General features: G+C 68.0%; 16 protein-coding genes and 1 pseudogene. 11 read left to right on the top strand and 6 right to left on the bottom strand.

Annotated elements, in window-relative coordinates; translation table 11 throughout:
* Positions 1 to 52: 52 nt before the first annotated feature.
* Positions 53 to 1,741: an IPT/TIG domain-containing protein gene (locus tag EDD30_RS28270; protein WP_071808640.1), complete on the top strand. Its 1,689-nt coding sequence runs from the start codon at positions 53 to 55 to the stop codon at positions 1,739 to 1,741.
* Here the strand turns inward: EDD30_RS28270 and EDD30_RS28275 are convergent.
* Both EDD30_RS28275 and EDD30_RS28280 read right to left on the bottom strand, forming a co-directional pair.
* The gene (locus tag EDD30_RS28275) at positions 1,720 to 2,460 is read right to left on the bottom strand and encodes an esterase family protein (RefSeq protein ID WP_071808639.1); all 741 of its coding nucleotides are present in this window, start codon (positions 2,458 to 2,460) and stop codon (positions 1,720 to 1,722) included. The two genes, EDD30_RS28270 and EDD30_RS28275, sit on opposite strands and share 22 nt — an antisense overlap.
* Before the next feature lie 9 nt (positions 2,461 to 2,469).
* The gene (locus EDD30_RS28280) at positions 2,470 to 3,696 is read right to left on the bottom strand and encodes a hypothetical protein (protein ID WP_143162976.1); all 1,227 of its coding nucleotides are present in this window, start codon (positions 3,694 to 3,696) and stop codon (positions 2,470 to 2,472) included.
* 126 nt (positions 3,697 to 3,822) lie between these two features.
* On the opposite strand from EDD30_RS28280, the gene EDD30_RS28285 reads away from it, so the two are divergent.
* Positions 3,823 to 4,512: a hypothetical protein gene (locus EDD30_RS28285; RefSeq protein WP_071808637.1), complete on the top strand. Its 690-nt coding sequence runs from the start codon at positions 3,823 to 3,825 to the stop codon at positions 4,510 to 4,512.
* Here EDD30_RS28285 and EDD30_RS28290 read toward each other — a convergent pair.
* On the bottom strand, positions 4,509 to 4,958 hold the full coding sequence (locus EDD30_RS28290; RefSeq protein WP_071808636.1) for a YdeI/OmpD-associated family protein: 450 nt from the start codon (positions 4,956 to 4,958) through the stop codon (positions 4,509 to 4,511). The two genes, EDD30_RS28285 and EDD30_RS28290, sit on opposite strands and share 4 nt — an antisense overlap.
* Before the next feature lie 218 nt (positions 4,959 to 5,176).
* On the opposite strand from EDD30_RS28290, the gene EDD30_RS28295 reads away from it, so the two are divergent.
* From EDD30_RS28295 to EDD30_RS28305, 3 genes are all read left to right on the top strand, one after another.
* Positions 5,177 to 6,028, top strand: a complete 852-nt coding sequence (locus tag EDD30_RS28295) for an acyl-CoA thioesterase family protein (RefSeq protein WP_071808635.1) — start codon at positions 5,177 to 5,179, stop codon at positions 6,026 to 6,028.
* Between the two features lie 39 nt (positions 6,029 to 6,067).
* Complete coding sequence (locus EDD30_RS28300) at positions 6,068 to 6,334, top strand: MoaD/ThiS family protein (protein WP_071808634.1); 267 nt, start codon at positions 6,068 to 6,070, stop codon at positions 6,332 to 6,334.
* A gap of 85 nt (positions 6,335 to 6,419) precedes the next feature.
* Entirely contained in the window at positions 6,420 to 7,001 is a 582-nt protein-coding gene (locus EDD30_RS28305) for a TetR/AcrR family transcriptional regulator (RefSeq protein ID WP_071808633.1), read from the top strand.
* Here EDD30_RS28305 and EDD30_RS28310 read toward each other — a convergent pair.
* Positions 6,967 to 7,737: a hypothetical protein gene (locus tag EDD30_RS28310; protein ID WP_071808632.1), complete on the bottom strand. Its 771-nt coding sequence runs from the start codon at positions 7,735 to 7,737 to the stop codon at positions 6,967 to 6,969. The genes EDD30_RS28305 and EDD30_RS28310 overlap by 35 nt on opposite strands.
* 179 nt (positions 7,738 to 7,916) lie before the next feature.
* On the opposite strand from EDD30_RS28310, the gene EDD30_RS28315 reads away from it, so the two are divergent.
* Complete coding sequence (locus tag EDD30_RS28315) at positions 7,917 to 8,195, top strand: hypothetical protein (protein WP_211277985.1); 279 nt, start codon at positions 7,917 to 7,919, stop codon at positions 8,193 to 8,195.
* A 10-nt stretch (positions 8,196 to 8,205) separates the two neighbouring features.
* Positions 8,206 to 8,382 (top strand): annotated as a pseudogene (locus EDD30_RS41580) (site-specific integrase); the annotation flags it as partial.
* Between the two features lie 263 nt (positions 8,383 to 8,645).
* Here EDD30_RS41580 and EDD30_RS28325 read toward each other — a convergent pair.
* Positions 8,646 to 9,092 (bottom strand): hypothetical protein, encoded by a 447-nt coding sequence (locus EDD30_RS28325; RefSeq protein WP_071808661.1) that lies wholly within the window; start codon positions 9,090 to 9,092, stop codon positions 8,646 to 8,648.
* A 629-nt stretch (positions 9,093 to 9,721) separates the two neighbouring features.
* Here EDD30_RS28325 and EDD30_RS28330 point away from each other — a divergent pair.
* The 4 genes from EDD30_RS28330 to EDD30_RS38450 all read left to right on the top strand — a co-directional run bounded on the left by EDD30_RS28330 (position 9,722) and on the right by EDD30_RS38450 (position 13,929).
* Positions 9,722 to 10,249 carry a hypothetical protein gene (locus tag EDD30_RS28330; protein ID WP_071808630.1) on the top strand — a complete coding sequence of 176 codons (528 nt, stop codon included), beginning with the start codon at positions 9,722 to 9,724 and terminating at the stop codon, positions 10,247 to 10,249.
* Between the two features lie 248 nt (positions 10,250 to 10,497).
* The gene (locus EDD30_RS28335) at positions 10,498 to 12,258 is read left to right on the top strand and encodes an IS481 family transposase (RefSeq protein ID WP_084557337.1); all 1,761 of its coding nucleotides are present in this window, start codon (positions 10,498 to 10,500) and stop codon (positions 12,256 to 12,258) included.
* Positions 12,255 to 12,650: a DUF6188 family protein gene (locus tag EDD30_RS28340; RefSeq protein ID WP_071808628.1), complete on the top strand. Its 396-nt coding sequence runs from the start codon at positions 12,255 to 12,257 to the stop codon at positions 12,648 to 12,650. Before EDD30_RS28335 ends, EDD30_RS28340 begins: the two co-directional genes overlap by 4 nt.
* A gap of 943 nt (positions 12,651 to 13,593) precedes the next feature.
* On the top strand, positions 13,594 to 13,929 hold the full coding sequence (locus tag EDD30_RS38450) for a hypothetical protein (protein ID WP_143162975.1): 336 nt from the start codon (positions 13,594 to 13,596) through the stop codon (positions 13,927 to 13,929).
* An 82-nt stretch (positions 13,930 to 14,011) separates the two neighbouring features.
* On the opposite strand, the gene EDD30_RS28350 is transcribed toward EDD30_RS38450, so the two are convergent.
* Entirely contained in the window at positions 14,012 to 14,407 is a 396-nt protein-coding gene (locus tag EDD30_RS28350; RefSeq protein ID WP_071808626.1) for a hypothetical protein, read from the bottom strand.
* Positions 14,408 to 14,576: the final 169 nt, after the last annotated feature.

The following is a 14,576-nucleotide window of genomic DNA, read 5'->3' on the forward strand; positions in this document are numbered from 1 at the left end:
CGCAAGCTTGCCGATGGGAGGTGCTCGCATCGCACTGAGGAAGGACCCCCGGATGCGCTTGACGACCCGTGCGCTGCGCCGTGGGTGGCTCCTGGTGGCCGTGGCCGTATTGGCTGCCGCCCCTGCCGCGATCACCGCTACCCCCGCCTCGGCCGCCCCGCGTGGCGGCGAGCTCCCGTACGTCGGGGGGCTTCTGCTCAGCCCCACCCGCGTCCCGGCCACCGTCCGCGGTGGGGCCCTCGCCGCGCTGCCGGCGAGCGTCGACCTGCGGCGGTACGCGCCGCCGGCACGAAGCCAGGGGCAGGTCGGCTCGTGTGTCGCCTGGTCCATCGGCTACAGCATCATGGGCTACTACGCGAACCGTACGGGCGGCAGCGGCGCCCCCTATGCCCCGCTCTTCCTCTACCTGCGCAACGTCGCCAAGGGCGGCGCCCCCCACACGGGCCTGTACCCGGATTTCGTGCTGGCCGACGCCCGGGCCAACGGCATCGACACCCAGGCGGACTACTGGCAGGGCACCACCAGATGGAACATCGCCCCGACCAGGGCGCAGATCGAGAACGCCAAGAAGTACCGCATCAGCGGCTACCGGATGCTCTTCAACGGCGCGAACCAGGGCGTCGCCGCGCAGGCGTCGATCAAGGAGGCGCTCGCCGCCGGCGCTCCGGTCACCCTCGGCGTGCCGATCTACCAGGACTTCACAAGGCTGCGCAGTCACTCCCTCTACACCTCGACGAGGGGCGGCATCCGGGGCTACCACCAGATGGCGGTATTCGGCTACGACGCCCAGGGCATTCACGTCCGCAACTCGTGGGGTCAGGACTGGGGCAACCGCGGCGACGTCAAACTGTCCTGGGCGTTCGTCAACGAGCAGGCGATCAGCGCGCACGCCGTCTACGGCATCACCACCCCGGCCACCCCGGCGGACCCGTCCGCCCCGGTGGTGCCGGCGCCGACCGTGACCGCCCTGTCCGTGACCGATGGCACGGCAGGCACCCTGCTCAGCATCAGTGGCAGCGGCCTCGAACGCACCACCGCGGTCCGCTTCGGCGACTGGGCCGCGGGCTTCACCAAGTGGGAAACCCCGGACGGCCTCAAGCTGTACGTCCGCGTCCCGCCCCAGAACGCCCCCGGCACCGTCGACGTGCAGGTGACCGGTGACGCCGGCAACAGCGCCGTGAGCAGTGCCACCAAGTTCACGTACCTGCCCCCGGTCCCGGCGGTCACCGGGCTCAGTCCCGGCAGTGCGCTCGTCTTCGGCGGCGCGACGGTCAGGCTCAGCGGCACCGACCTGACCGGTGTCACCACCGTCAGGATCGGCACGACGATCGTCGCCGCCAAGTCGGTGACCCCGACGTCGCTCACCTTCGTCGCGCCGGCGATGCCGGTCGGCAGCTACGAGGTCGCCGTCAACGACAAGTACGGCCTGAGCACCCGCGCCGGCCAGTTCACCTACCGGAACCCGCCGGCGCCCACCGTCACCGCGCTGACGCCGAGAACCGGCCCGACGAACAAGGCGACGCCGGTCGTGGTGACCGGCAAGGACCTCACCGGCGCCACGGTCACCGTCGACGGCAGGAGAGTCCGTTTCACGAAGATCTCGGCGACCCAGCTCAGGCTCACCCTCGCGCCCCACGCGGCCGGCGCGGTGGCGGTGCGGATCACCACCCCGGGCGGCACGTCCGCGGAAGCCACCTTCACGTACGTCGCCCCGCGGGCTCAGCTCATCCGGGGCAGGTGATGGGCGAGCTGGTCACGCCATGACGGCCAGTCGTGCGGTACGTCCGGGCCCCAGAGGTCCAGCTCGTGCCGGATGCCCTTGCCGGTGAGCAACGTGCCCATCCGCCGTGTCGACTCCAGCGCGCCGGTGGTGTCCTCCCACTGGCCCTGGCCGCACACGAGCACCAGCGACAGCCGCTGCCGCAGCCAGTCCAGATGGTCTCCGTGCAGGCGGGCGACGTAGTCCACCGGACTGTTGAAGTAGACCGCGTCGCCCCGCTCGCCCCAGCCCTGCCATGAGCCCGGGTCGTAGTTGCCGGAGAGGCACAGGGCCAGCGGGAACAGATCGGCCCGTTTGAAGGCGAAGTTCAGGGCATGGAAGGCTCCCAGCGAGCATCCGGCCGTGGCGATGTCGGCCGGCCCGGTGTCGGCCCGGATGTGCGGCACCACCGCCTGGATCACCCAGTCCTCGTAGGCGGCGTGCCGCCAGGCCCGCTCCTCCAGCGGCAGGTGGTGCGCCGACCAGGTCTCGGCGTCGAACGAGTCGACGCAGTACAGCTTGACCCGCCCGGCCTCGACAAGCTGCTCGACGGCGCCGACCATGCCGGTGCGGGAGAACTCCCACGCATCCCCGTTCTCCGTGGGGAAGACGAGGACGGGTTTGCCCCAGTGCCCGTACACGGCGACGGTCCCGGACCGTCCGCCGTTCGGCGGCGCCAGCTCGACCGAGTAGTGACGCATCCCTCAACCCTAGGACGATCGGGGCCTTGATCGCCGTCCGGCTTCGAACGCGCAGGTGTCGAGGGTGGACAGCGGGCAGAGATGCGCGCGCGGGTAGTAGTCGCCCATCACCGCCGCCGCCGTGCCGGGACGCCCGTCCGGCGGAACGTCCAGCACCGACCGGTGGAAGCCCGGCGCCGGCATCATGTTGCGCAGCAGCACCAGATGCCGAGCGCGGGGTTCGGTCACCGAGAAGGGTACGAACGTCACGCGCCGGACGGCCTCGATATGGGCGCGCTGTTTCTCCGTACCGATGACGAAGGTGTAGTCATCACCCACGTCCACCGCGGCGACGTCGTCGTGGCGGCAACCCGGGTCGGTCTCCCCGCTCGGCAACTGATTGACCACGACGGGGAAGAACGGGAAGCGCAGGTTCGTGCAGAGTGACCAGTAGCGCATGTCGTCGCCGCGCTGCGGCCACGGGTGGGGGTGCGGCTGGTCGGGGCTCAAGGCGGCCCGGCCCCGCACCACGACCACGGTCTCCGGGCCCGGCGGCGTCACCCAGGTGCTGAGGTAACCGCTGTCCGGGTTGGGGAAGAGCTCGTCGTTGCCCGTCGTGCGGGCGAAGGCCAGGTCCGGCGCGGACCGCGGCGGCGCGACCGGGCCGTCGGGGGCGGTGACCGCGACCGTACGCGGGCAGGGCGGCAGCGTCCGCGTCCGCCCACCGTCGGTGACCGTGAGGGTGGGCAGCACGACGGGCGACGAGGTCCCGCCGGTGGGCAGGTAGATGCGATAGACGAGGAAGCCGAGCGCGCCGTCGGGCGTGCCGGGCGGGGCCAGCGGCACCGCGTTCACCTGGTCCGGCGCGACGGCCGTCCGCACCCGCAGCGTGTACGCCCCACCCGCGACGGCGGGCTCCTGCCACGGGTTGACGCTGCCGGGATCCGGCGTGATCTCGTAGTCGGCCCGCGCCGAGGAGACGCCGTTGCTGGTGAAAGTGCCCTGGAAACCGTCGTAGACGGCGAAGGAGGCGTACCGGGTGTCGGGGAAGGCGCCGGTGATGGTGATCTGGCGGTCCGCGTACACCTTGAACGGCATCACCCAGTACCGGGCGTTGCTGTCGGGCAGCGCGACGTTCGAGGCCTGCGCCCCGACCTCCTGGGGCCAGGCGCACAGGGGAGTGGCGGCGGCGGCCGGCATGCCCGGCAGCAGGGACACCAGGATGAGCATCGCCATGGCGACTCTGACACGCGTCATGCGGGCATCACAACACGTGAAGATTTCGATGATATTCAATATTTTGGAACAACCGTGAACGACATCCTCGCGCCACGCGGCCGTGATGACCATCGGTCACCACCCCACGTCTGCCATCATGGCCGAATGCTTGAGCTCGGCCGGATGCTTCGTGGGATGGTCGCGATCCTCGCCGTCGTGGGGTTCGCCGGATGCTCGTCCGGCGACCCTGAGCCGGACGGGGGGAAGCTCACCGTCTCCATGATGCAGAACGCCCTGCTCAAGCCCGCCGACATCGGCCCGACCTGGAAGGCGCCACCCGAGTCGGCGCCACCCGCGACCCTGGTGAGCGTCTGCGGCGGCGACACCGACCCCGCCATCATCCCGGGCAAGCCGTCGCTCGCCTCCGCGCCGCTCTCCGACGAGGGCACCAAGGGCGTGCAGAGCCTCACCCAGTACGCCCTGGTCTACGACGACATCATCTCCGCCGCCACGGCGCTTGCCACGCTGCGTGCGGTCGCCGATGCCTGCCCGAAGAGCGTGCAGCGGCCCGCCAAGACCGGCGACCGCCAGGAGCCCGCCTACACCGAGACCGCAAACACGTCGTCGCTGGAGGAGGGCTCCTGGGCCGGCTTCGTCACCGTCCGCCACAAGCAGTACGACAAGGCCCACCCGGCCACCGCCGACGTCGCGGTTGTCGTCCTGACCCGCGCCAACGTCGTCCTCGTCGACCAGTACGCGATCTACCGCCTCGGCCGCTCCGACGCGAGCGCCAACCCCCAGTTCGCCGCGGACTGGCAGAAACTGATCGGCACCACCCTCAGCCGGCTGCCTTAACGCGCTCGGCCCTCGGCGAGCATCGCCACCGACCGGGCGATCCGCCGCTCCCGGGTCGGCGCCGTCTTCGCCCCGGTGACCTGCAGAACGTGCCAGTTCTGGTTGCTGTAGGAAAGCCCGGCCCAGAAGGCCTTCGCCTCGGGTGACGCCTCGAGCGCGGCGGCGAGGTCTTCCGGAACGTCCACCTCCCGGACCGCCGTGTCCAGCTCCACGTCGACCTCCAGGACGTCGCCCGCGGCGATACCCGCCTGAGCGCGCCGCTCCGCGCTGACGCCGAGCCAGTAGCTCCCGTCCATCCGCGCGATGGAGCCACGCCACTGGTGGCCGTCGACGGATACCACCACCTTGGGCCGGCCGCCCCCACCCAGCTCGGCGACCACTCCGTCGTCCACCCGGAACCCGGTCGTGCTGCCACCCGTGGCCAGCAATTCCCCACGAAACCTCATGCCGCCGAGACAATCACGGATGATCGCGCGGGTCCAGAACCCGCAGCTCGGACTCCCGGCGTGCGGACCGCCGTCATTTCCCGATAAGTACGGGCCAGATCCACTCTCATCTCGTCGAACCGCGTCACGACATGAAGGTGTTGACCATTGTGGACGCCGTCGCCTACGCTCGGGTAGACAGAACGTTCTATCTATCTGGTCGCAGGAGGACGGTGTCGATGCCGCGCACTGTGCAGTCCGAGATCTTGTACGACTCCAGCTTCTTCACGCCGGTGCAGATGCAGCCGCGCAGCGTACTCTCGATCGGCTTCGCCAACTGGGCGAAATGGGCGTCGCGGCATCTCGCCAGCTTTCCGCAGCTCATCCGGCGGTTCGGGGTCAGCTTCGTGATCGTCCGCATCCGGATCGACTACCTCGCCCCCTTCCGGTTCCTCGACGGCGACCGGGTCATCGCGTCGACCGGCGTGCAGGTCGACACGACCGGCCGCTACCTGCGCGTCACCTCCGAGGTCACCGACGGCGACCACGCCATCGCCCGCGCGGAAAGCTACGCCCGCTGCGTCAGGCTCGACAGCGACCGCGGTTTCGGCGCCGAGACCGGGCGGATTCCCGACGTACTGAACGACCTGTTCCATTCCGACGAACAGGGCGCTCCGCCGCCGCCGCGCGTCCTGCAGGAATCGCTCGAGACCCTGGAGGCGAAGCATCCGGCGGTCGCCGGAGTCACCAACCCGGTCGTCATGCATCGCGGCCTGTGCGAGGTCGCCGACCAATGGAGCTTCGTGGAGATCCCCGCGCAGCTCGGTGCCGCTCGGGAGACGCTGGTAGCGCAGCATGGCCGTCGAAACCCGCGCATCAGGTCCGGACTGACCGATCCGGTGCGAGGCATCGAGATCGAGCTGATGCGCCCGTTCTTCCTCCTTGACGAGGCGACCTTCGCAGCCTCCGTACATCACGTCGACGACTCCATCGCGTTCTCCCACCGGCTGGTGGGTCGCGACGGTCGCCTGCACGGCCTCGCGCTCGAAACCTTCGACGCACCCGACGAGCCGGCTGAAGTAGCCGCCTGAACCTGAGACCGACATCGACCCATCGCCGGAAGGAAACCCATGCACATCCGTCTGCCGGGCACGCTGTTGCACTACGTCGGCCACAGCGACGCGCTCATTTACGACGCAGGCACCGTTCGTGACGCCCTGTCCATGCTCGTCCAGGAATACCCGCCGCTCGGTCTGGTCCTGCTCGACCCCACCGGCCAGGTGCAGCGTTTCCACAGTCTGTTCCTCAACGGCGAGCAGCTTCGCAACGACGAACTGGACCGCTCCGCCGCCGCCGACGATCGGCTGGAGGTGCTGACCGCCATCGCGGGCGGCTGACGCCGCCGGCCGGCGCTGTTGCTTCGTAAGGTCCACTGCCTTGGCCGGCGCTGTTGCTTCGGAAGGTCCACTACCCTTGGCCGGTATGGCGAAGGCACCCACCGCACCCGATAGACGCTCGTCGCCCGCGCGGCAGCGACTGCTCGACGCCGCTGCGCGGGTGTTCTACGCCGAGGGCATCCACGCCGTCGGCGTCGACCGGATCATCACCGAGGCGGGCGTCACCCGGGCGACCTTCTACAACCACTTCCGGTCCAAGGACGACCTCGTCGCCGCGTACCTCGACGAGCGCGACCGCAAGGTACGGGCGCGGGTCATGGCCGCGGTCCCCGACAGCAACGATCCCCGAGCCATCCTGAGCGCCCTGGCCGCCGGGATCACCGAGGAGATGTGCGAACCCGGGTTCCGGGGCTGCGCCTTCATCAATGCCGCCGCCGAGTATCCCGACCCGGACCATCCGGTGTCGCGCGTGATCGCCGGGCACCGTGCCTGGTTCCGTACGGCCCTGGCCGAGTTCCTCGCTCAGGCCGGTCATCCGGACCCGTACCGCGTCGCCGGAACGCTCTTCATGCTCCGCGACGGTGCGATGGTGAGCGGACATCTGGAAGGTCCCGAGGCCGTCCGTGCGAACTTCACCGAGGCCGTGCTCGGCGTGCTCCAGCACTGAGGAGGTCACCGTCGCCGTCACGGCGTCGCAGAGAACAGGGCAAGGCGCCGAACCGGCTCGGTCTACGCCGCCACGCCGCGTTGTGCCAGCAGTGGGAGATCAGCGCATCGGCGGCCCTGCCCTGCCAGACGCCGTCGACGCCCAGGGCGTGTCGGCTGATGTTGCCGGACATGTCCTGCAGTGACAGCGCCACGTTGTCCCACACGTCGGCGCAGGCCCGTACGCCGGACCAGTCCCCGGCCAGGGGTTTGACCCAGGATTCGAAGGGGTCGTAGGCGCGGTCGAAGATGCCCATCTTGGCGCCGAGCCTGGTGGCGCCCCAGATGGCGTCGCGGGCCAGGGAGGTGGGACTGGCCACGTCCCACAGGGCGGGGGCGTACTGGAACTGGTCGGCCTTGTCGTAGTCGGCGATCGGCGCCTTGTACCGGTCCCGGCGGGCGTAGGCGTCGGTAAAGCCGGAGGCGTTGCCGCCCATGCGGTAGTAGTTGGAGAACTCGTGGCGGTCGATGTAAATGTCGCGGCCGGCGTCGTCGAGCTTCGCGGCGGCTCCTCGGTCGGCCTGCTCGTAGTAGTCCAGGGCCTGGTCGACGGCGATGCTGCCTTCCCTGGCGGGGTACTTGGCGATGTCCTCGAGGAAGTAGCTCACGGCGGAGACGATCGCCTCGTGACCGGTCTTCGCCTTGTTCAGCAGGCCGTCACCGTAGGCGAGCACGGTGTTGTCCTTGACGTATGCCATACCAGCGCGGGCATCGGCCTGGAGGCGGTCCAGCGCAGGTGGCAGCTTCCGCGCTGCCGGAATATCAACCGAGAACGACACATGACACCCGTACCAAGACCGCGTTCGGCCGCCACGGTGCCCGCGTTCCTCCGCGACCGTCTGCTCGCCCGTGCTGGGCCTACAGTGGGCGGGTGCGGATGACGTTCGAGGTCGGTGTGGCGGAACGCCACGAGGTCGTTTTCTCGTTCAGCAAGTTCTGGGGCGGGCTGTCCATCCGCGTTGATGGCGTCAACATCGTCCGGACCGTGCGGGTCTCGTCGATCGAGCTCGTCAAACGGTGGGAGTTCGTCGTCGGCGAACAGGAACAGCACCACGTCCGCATCGAGAAGCACCGGCAGCTACTGTTCGCCGGCTTCCGTCCGCAACCGGTGTACGCCTACGTCGACGGCCAACTCGTCGCCGAAGCCGTCGCCTGACCGGCAACCGCACGATGCCCGGCGTACCTGGGGGTCTCCGTTGGCTGATCTTGATGTTCTCCCTCGGGTGGCGATGAGGATTCTGCGGCGCTCCCGGTTCTCGATCACGGTGGAGATCTACACCCAGATATCGTCGAAAGCGACGCGGGAAGCGCTGAAACGGCTGAGGGAGAGCCTGGATGGGTGACCGCTGCTGTACGGGCAGCAAAAAGGCCATGACCCGTGTTGGATCATGGCCCTGAGCTGGTGGGCGATACTGGGATCGAACCAGTGACCTCTTCCGTGTCAACTAGGTCAAGATCGATCGGTGACGTGCGCCTTCGGCTGTACCTGCTGCTCAGGGCGTTGGTGCTCGTTGGTCTGGGGGAGTGCCTGCGACGGCTTTGTGTAAGATCGTCTCCCAGATTTCTCCCAGCGGCACCCCGGCACCGGCGTTCGGTTCGTCCGCTACTAGCCGCGCTCGCTGCCTGTCCCGTAGAGATGGTGGCGTACGAGGTTGTCGTGTTCGAGGATGGTGTCGACGACCTTCCAGAATTCTGCAAGCCGGGGGTGGGAAAGTCCCTCTTCGCGGCTGAGTTTCTGGCCAAAGATCGGACTGTCGGGGGCCGCTGCCCCGCCGTTGACGAGCGTCGCGGCGGGTGTGGACGATCCCGCAACGGGTCCGACGCGGCATCCGAAGGTGATGTGATCGTCGAACTGGTTGTCGCCCCAGGTACCGAGGATGGCGTCGATCCAGGTCTCGTGAACGCCGTTGTGGTGGTAGCAGCTGGCGTAGTAGACACCTACGGCGGTGTTGTCGTCGTAGATGTTGGCCCAGGTCCGCTCGGCCTCGGTGTTGCAGCATGGGCAGACGAACTGGCGTACCTGGCGGCTGTCTTCGTCGATCACGAGGGTCACGGCCGAAACCATACTGGTGGCGGTCTGTTGCAATCGACTGGCCGGGAGGGCGCTGTGGCCCGGCCGGACCAGGGGAATGCTGGGGGACCTTGCTCAGCGTGCAGTGGTACATCTCGAACCAAGCGGCGGAATGCGCTGACCTCCCCGCATGGCGCGAATCGCGGCGCTAAGCAGCCGATGCGGTTCGCGCTCGTTGCCATCGTTTTCCGTGTCTTTACGGCGGTAGTTGGGCCCTGGCTGGGCCGGTTGATCTTGAAGTATGCGCGGGTCTTCAGGTTTTCCGCGAAGGTGTCCGAGTTCGGCAGTGGCATCCCGTCGCGCAGGCTCCGCCCTCCCGGGCCGCGCCCGGGTGGTGAAGGTGGAGCGCCCTACCGGACGAACGACCTTCGCCACCCGGGCGCGGTCTGGTTGCCTCCGGTGTGCGATGGGTCGCGTGCCGGGCCGGGCATCCCGGAGTCGCCCGGGTCCAGGGCTGGAAGCCCTGGCCGCCGGAGGCCTTCTCCGGGTCGTAGGGCCGGAGGCCCTGCCCGCCGGAGGCATGTACCCGAGAAAGGTCCGTGGTTACGTGCCCGAACCTAGGCTTGGCGTGAAGTGCGCCAATTACCCGGTCGACCACGGAGAAGGAATGCATGAACGGGCTTAAGGTCGCGCGCAGTCGAGACACTGCCGCTGGCGTGGCATTGGCGGTCGCCGCGATCGGCGTCGTGGCAATCTTGGTGTCCGACCCGACCAGGCCCGTCGATGCCGGTACGGAGCTCGCCGCCGTCACTTTGGTCACCGCCGTCGTGGTTTGCGGCGGTACAGGGCTCGGTGCGGTGATCACACTGTTGTCCGCGCGGACCGCATCGACCGGAGAGTGGCTGCGCCGTTCCGCCGCCGGAGTGGCCTTGCTGAGTCCGGCCGCAATCTACGTGACATGGCCGTTCCTCGCCCAAGGCTGGGACTTCGACACGTGCGGGACCCTGATCGCCCGTAATCAATCAGCGTTCCGGTACAGTCCCGACTTCCAGCAGGTGTGCGAGTCCGCCGCTCAGGAGCAGCTACTCCGCGCGATCGTCTGGGCGGGCGTTGGATGCGCGGCGGCCGTGGCATATGGCCTAGGGCTGCGCCGGTGGCGGGGCGTCCGCGCCAGCCGACCGCCGGGCGCGGACAGTTGATTTGGAGGATTTTGAGCCTCGGTCGCCCTGCTGCGGAACGACTGGGGCTTCGTCGTGTCGGGCAGAGCTTCGGGTCGGCGCGGCCGGGGCCGGCGCGGAGCCGAAGGCGGGAGCGCCGGCCCGAAGCCGCGCCTTGAAGACGTATAGAAAATTCTCACCAGACAGCCGCGTCGGCGTGTCTGACTCCGCTTGATGCGTTACGCCGTGGCTTCAGTTGATGCGTAACACTCCGCCGAGTGCTGGTGGAGTTGACCATGACAGAGCAGCGGTATCGCGCTGTGCTCGAAGTTCAGGCCGGGGTGCCGGTGACCGAGGTCGCCGAGCGGTTCGGGGTGTCCCGGCAAGCGGTGCACCGCTGGATCGGCTGGTATCGCGACGAGGGACTGGACGGGCTTGCCGACCGGTCGCACCGGCCGCATGCGCATCCGGCGCAGACCAGCCCGGAGGTGGAGGCAGCCATCTGTGAGTTGCGCCGGACTCATCGACGGTGGGGTCAGCGGCGCATCGCGTTCGAGTTGGGCCGCACCGGTTGCCCCGGGCCGATCCCATCGGTGAGCACGATCTACCGGGTGCTGGTCCGGCATGGTCTGGTCGACGCCGTGCCTCGTCGTCGGCGTCGGGAGGATTACCGGCGGTGGGAGCGGGCGGTGCCGATGGAGTTGTGGCAGCTCGACATCGTCGACGGCATCCGGTTGGCCGACGGTTCGGAAACCAAGATTGTCACCGGGGTAGACGATCATTCCCGGTTCTGCGTCATCGCCACGGTGGTGCGCCGGGCCACCGGCCGAGCCGTCTGCCAGGCGTTCACGGACGCATTGCGCGCGTACGGATTCCCGGACGAGGTCCTCACCGACAACGGCAAGCAGTTCACCGGCCGGTTCACCCGGCCCCGCCCGGCCGAGGTGATGTTCGAGCGGATCTGCCGGGAGAACGGCATCGTGGCCCGCAACACCAAACCGCGCAGTCCAACCACGACAGGCAAGGTGGAACGGTTCCACCAGACCCTGCAACGGGAACTGCTCGACCACGTGCAGGTGTGGCCTGACCTGCCGACCGCCCAGGCGGCGATCGACGCGTTCCGGCACGAGTACAACACCAACCGGCCGCACCAGTCGCTGAACATGGCGTTCCCGGCCGACCGGTTCGTGCCCCGCACCGCTGACGAGGCACCACCATCACGGCTACCCGTCACGCTGCCTCCGGCCGCGCCGGTATTGGGCGTCGACGGCGTCAACCCGGTCGATCTGGCCGTGGAGTTCACCCGGCTGGTGCCGTCGTCGGGGAATCTGACCGTGTGCGGGCAGCAGTTCTGGCTCGGCCCGGACCGCGCCGGCGGCACGGTCACCTTCTGGGCTGACACCACCATCGTGCATCTGCTCGTCAACGGCGTTCGGCTCAAGACTGTGCCGTCCCGGCTCACCACTACACACCTGCGTCGGCTCCTGGACGACGACGGCCGCCCCGCCGGGCCGCCACCCATCCGCACCGGCAACACTCAGCCGGGCACGGCCATTGAGGTCGACCGCACGGTCAACACCGTCGGCGCCGTCGGCCTGGCCGGACGGCAACATCCCGTCGGCTACCACTTCGCCGGCCGCCGGGTCACGGTCCGCCTTGACCACGGCTTGCTGCAGCTCGTCGACGATGGTGTCTTGCTGCGTAGTCTGCCCAACCCGCTCACTCCGGCCGAACTGGCCCGCCTCCGCGACGCCCGGCCCGCCGGGCCGCCACCCCAGCCTCCCGCTGGCCCGGTGCGGGTAGAGCGACGGATCAGCTGCCGCGGCTCCTTGGCCGTCGCCGGGCAACGCATCCATTTCGGCATGGTCCACGCCGGGCGCACCGTCACCATCGAGACCGCCGACACCACCTGGCGGATCTACCACGACGGCGAACTGCTCACCGAAGTCGCCCGCACCACCAGCAAGAACATCGCTAGATTCAAGGTCCGCAAACCGGAACTACCGCGTCGTCGAGCAGCCCCGATCGACAGCACAGGACAGGTGTCATGAAGGTCCCCACAGCGCTGATCGGTTGCCACGTCGACCGGACCGCATTCGACTATCAGGTCCGCCTCGGCTTCTCGGCTCACGATCCGGACGAGGGCTACCGGGTCGACGCCGAGCTCACAATCGAGACACCCTTCCTGATGTGTGACCGCGACGGCGAATGGCACGAACTCGACCCCGGCACCGGCTCGGCCCTCGGACCCGCCCTGGACTTCTTCCGACGGACCGTCACTGCCGTCGAGATCCGCGCCAAAGGTGCCCTCCATCTCACCTTCGACGACAGCGCCGAACTGCACGTCGGCCCACACCCTCAGTACGAATCCTGGAGCCTGACCGGGACCGGCGTCGAGCCCGTCACCGTCGGCCCCGGCGGAGAAACCGACTGGGTTTCCTGACCCAGCCCGTGTCGGCACCCAGTACCGTGCCCACAACGATCGTTCTAGCCGGAGCTGTAACGGATCATCTGACCCGGATCCGTAACGCATCAACTGGAGCCCGACACAGCCGCGTCGGCGCGATGTCCTTCGTCGGGTGATGCGCGACAGTCGTCTGCCAGGTGACGTGCGACAGGCGTCCTAGACCTCGGCGGGCAGCCAGTTTTCATCGCCTTAATCTGCCGATGAGAGTGCGCTGATCTGCGGCGAATCGGTTGCCGTACTCAAGGCAGAATCGTTCGAACAAGCTCCCCTTTGACGTCATACAGCTCAATCTCATAGTCAACGTCGAGTGAGCGGAAGGTGTCCGCCAGCTCGTCGACGCGGGTCGGCTCCACCACGCCGCGAACTTCGGCATCCCGCCGGAATCGAAGAGGCTCAACTGACACCACGAACTCTCGACCTCATACTCGCCCTCTGCCGACCTGCGAGCCTGCCATCCCAGCCGCGCAAAAGCGCGCGCAAACGACTCCGGGTCTGAGGCGTTGTGCATGAAGCCGTACACGTTGTTGCCCATCGCGGCAAGCTCGGCAGCCAGCTGCGAGCCGGGCGTGCCACCCGACGTCATCGACATTCCTTGAACCTTCCTGCGTGGACTCGGCCGCAGCACTGATTATCCTCGGCGCCAATCAAACGCGCCATGACCTATGCCTTCCGCAGCCACGTCCGGAACAAGATCAGACGCACTGATCTAGCCGCCGATCGCGCGCGCCGGCTCCGCCGTGGCGTCACGCTCAGGGTCGCAGTCCCGGTGTGCCGAGCACACACTCCTGCCGGGTTGAAGATGTTACTAACCCTTCTACCTGCGTGGTCACCTGCGATCATCGGGTGCATGAGGACCCACGGTTGGCCACATCCCTTCCGGCAGCGACCGTGGGTCGAGATCGACGTCTTCCTTGGAGACATGGCCGATCGCTACTCCCAATTCCGACATATGTCGGACATCGTCAAGAGCGTCCTCGCTTCGGATCAGACCGAAGCGCTGGCAGCCTGTACTTCCATGCACGACTTGATCGTGGTGCCCACTCCGATCCCTGAGCCACCTTACGGAGTGGTTGCCGTACGGGCTCCTGGCTCGCTCCGCGAGCCGGGCAACGGTTTGGTACGCATCGAGCACCTCTCTGTAACGGGTCACAACGACGCGATCGAGAGGCCTGTCGCTGACGCGGTTCCACTCTTCTGGCGATTCATGATCGAGAAGTTCGGGGTGGACCCCGGTCTTCGCGGACGAACGCAATGATCCCGTCGCCGAGCGCGCGCCGGCTGGTCGACGAGGCTCGATCCATCTGATGCTCGTCTCCGCCCCCATCGACCAGGCCCGCTTAGGGTGCAGCGGCATCATCGCGCGGCAGCGAATCGCCGTGTGTCGCGGTGACTTCGGCAAGCAGATCTGCCGATAGGTTCAGCGGTGCAAGGATGTCTCTCACGTAGGTCTCGCGTTCTGCTCGGTTCAAGTCGTTCCACCAGGGGCCTGCGGTCGAGAGGTGACGTCGAACGATGCCGACTCGTTCCTCGTGCCCTTCCGCTAGCCGCCATCTCGCCCATCCGGAGCCCGGATCGGCGGCTTCGAGCGCGTCCGCCAGGCGGCGTTGGATCGACGCGATGTACGGACTGCCGGCGTAGATGCTGCCGGGGTGTTCCAGCTTCGCCTCGAAAAGGAACCGATGCAGAGCGAGTGCCTCGCGGTCGCCTTCGATGCTCACGGAGATGACATCCACACCACGAGCATGGCGTATCGAGTGTCGGAAGCTCCGCCGAGGTTGGAACGCACTCACATGCCGCCGATAAACGCGTGGGGGTGGCCTGATCGCCCCTCAGGACATTCTTCGACGGCCGCGTTACCTGTAATGCTGTCGATCCCCTACGGTGCTGAGCCCAGCCGCTGCG

The sequence above is a fragment of the Couchioplanes caeruleus genome (assembly GCF_003751945.1).
Taxonomy (GTDB): Bacteria; Actinomycetota; Actinomycetes; order Mycobacteriales; family Micromonosporaceae; genus Actinoplanes; species Actinoplanes caeruleus.

What these genes read in the sequence shown, in the direction of transcription:
- EDD30_RS28270 (WP_071808640.1), top strand. Translation starts at nt 53, where the DNA reads ATGCGCTTGACGACCCGTGCGCTGCGCCGTGGGTGGCTCCTGGTGGCC.
- EDD30_RS28275 (WP_071808639.1), bottom strand. Translation starts at nt 2,460, where the DNA reads ATGCGTCACTACTCGGTCGAGCTGGCGCCGCCGAACGGCGGACGGTCC.
- EDD30_RS28280 (WP_143162976.1), bottom strand. Translation starts at nt 3,696, where the DNA reads ATGACGCGTGTCAGAGTCGCCATGGCGATGCTCATCCTGGTGTCCCTG.
- EDD30_RS28285 (WP_071808637.1), top strand. Translation starts at nt 3,823, where the DNA reads ATGCTTGAGCTCGGCCGGATGCTTCGTGGGATGGTCGCGATCCTCGCC.
- EDD30_RS28290 (WP_071808636.1), bottom strand. Translation starts at nt 4,958, where the DNA reads ATGAGGTTTCGTGGGGAATTGCTGGCCACGGGTGGCAGCACGACCGGG.
- EDD30_RS28295 (WP_071808635.1), top strand. Translation starts at nt 5,177, where the DNA reads ATGCCGCGCACTGTGCAGTCCGAGATCTTGTACGACTCCAGCTTCTTC.
- EDD30_RS28300 (WP_071808634.1), top strand. Translation starts at nt 6,068, where the DNA reads ATGCACATCCGTCTGCCGGGCACGCTGTTGCACTACGTCGGCCACAGC.
- EDD30_RS28305 (WP_071808633.1), top strand. Translation starts at nt 6,420, where the DNA reads ATGGCGAAGGCACCCACCGCACCCGATAGACGCTCGTCGCCCGCGCGG.
- EDD30_RS28310 (WP_071808632.1), bottom strand. Translation starts at nt 7,737, where the DNA reads ATGGCATACGTCAAGGACAACACCGTGCTCGCCTACGGTGACGGCCTG.
- EDD30_RS28315 (WP_211277985.1), top strand. Translation starts at nt 7,917, where the DNA reads ATGACGTTCGAGGTCGGTGTGGCGGAACGCCACGAGGTCGTTTTCTCG.
- EDD30_RS28330 (WP_071808630.1), top strand. Translation starts at nt 9,722, where the DNA reads ATGAACGGGCTTAAGGTCGCGCGCAGTCGAGACACTGCCGCTGGCGTG.
- EDD30_RS28340 (WP_071808628.1), top strand. Translation starts at nt 12,255, where the DNA reads ATGAAGGTCCCCACAGCGCTGATCGGTTGCCACGTCGACCGGACCGCA.
- EDD30_RS38450 (WP_143162975.1), top strand. Translation starts at nt 13,594, where the DNA reads ATGGCCGATCGCTACTCCCAATTCCGACATATGTCGGACATCGTCAAG.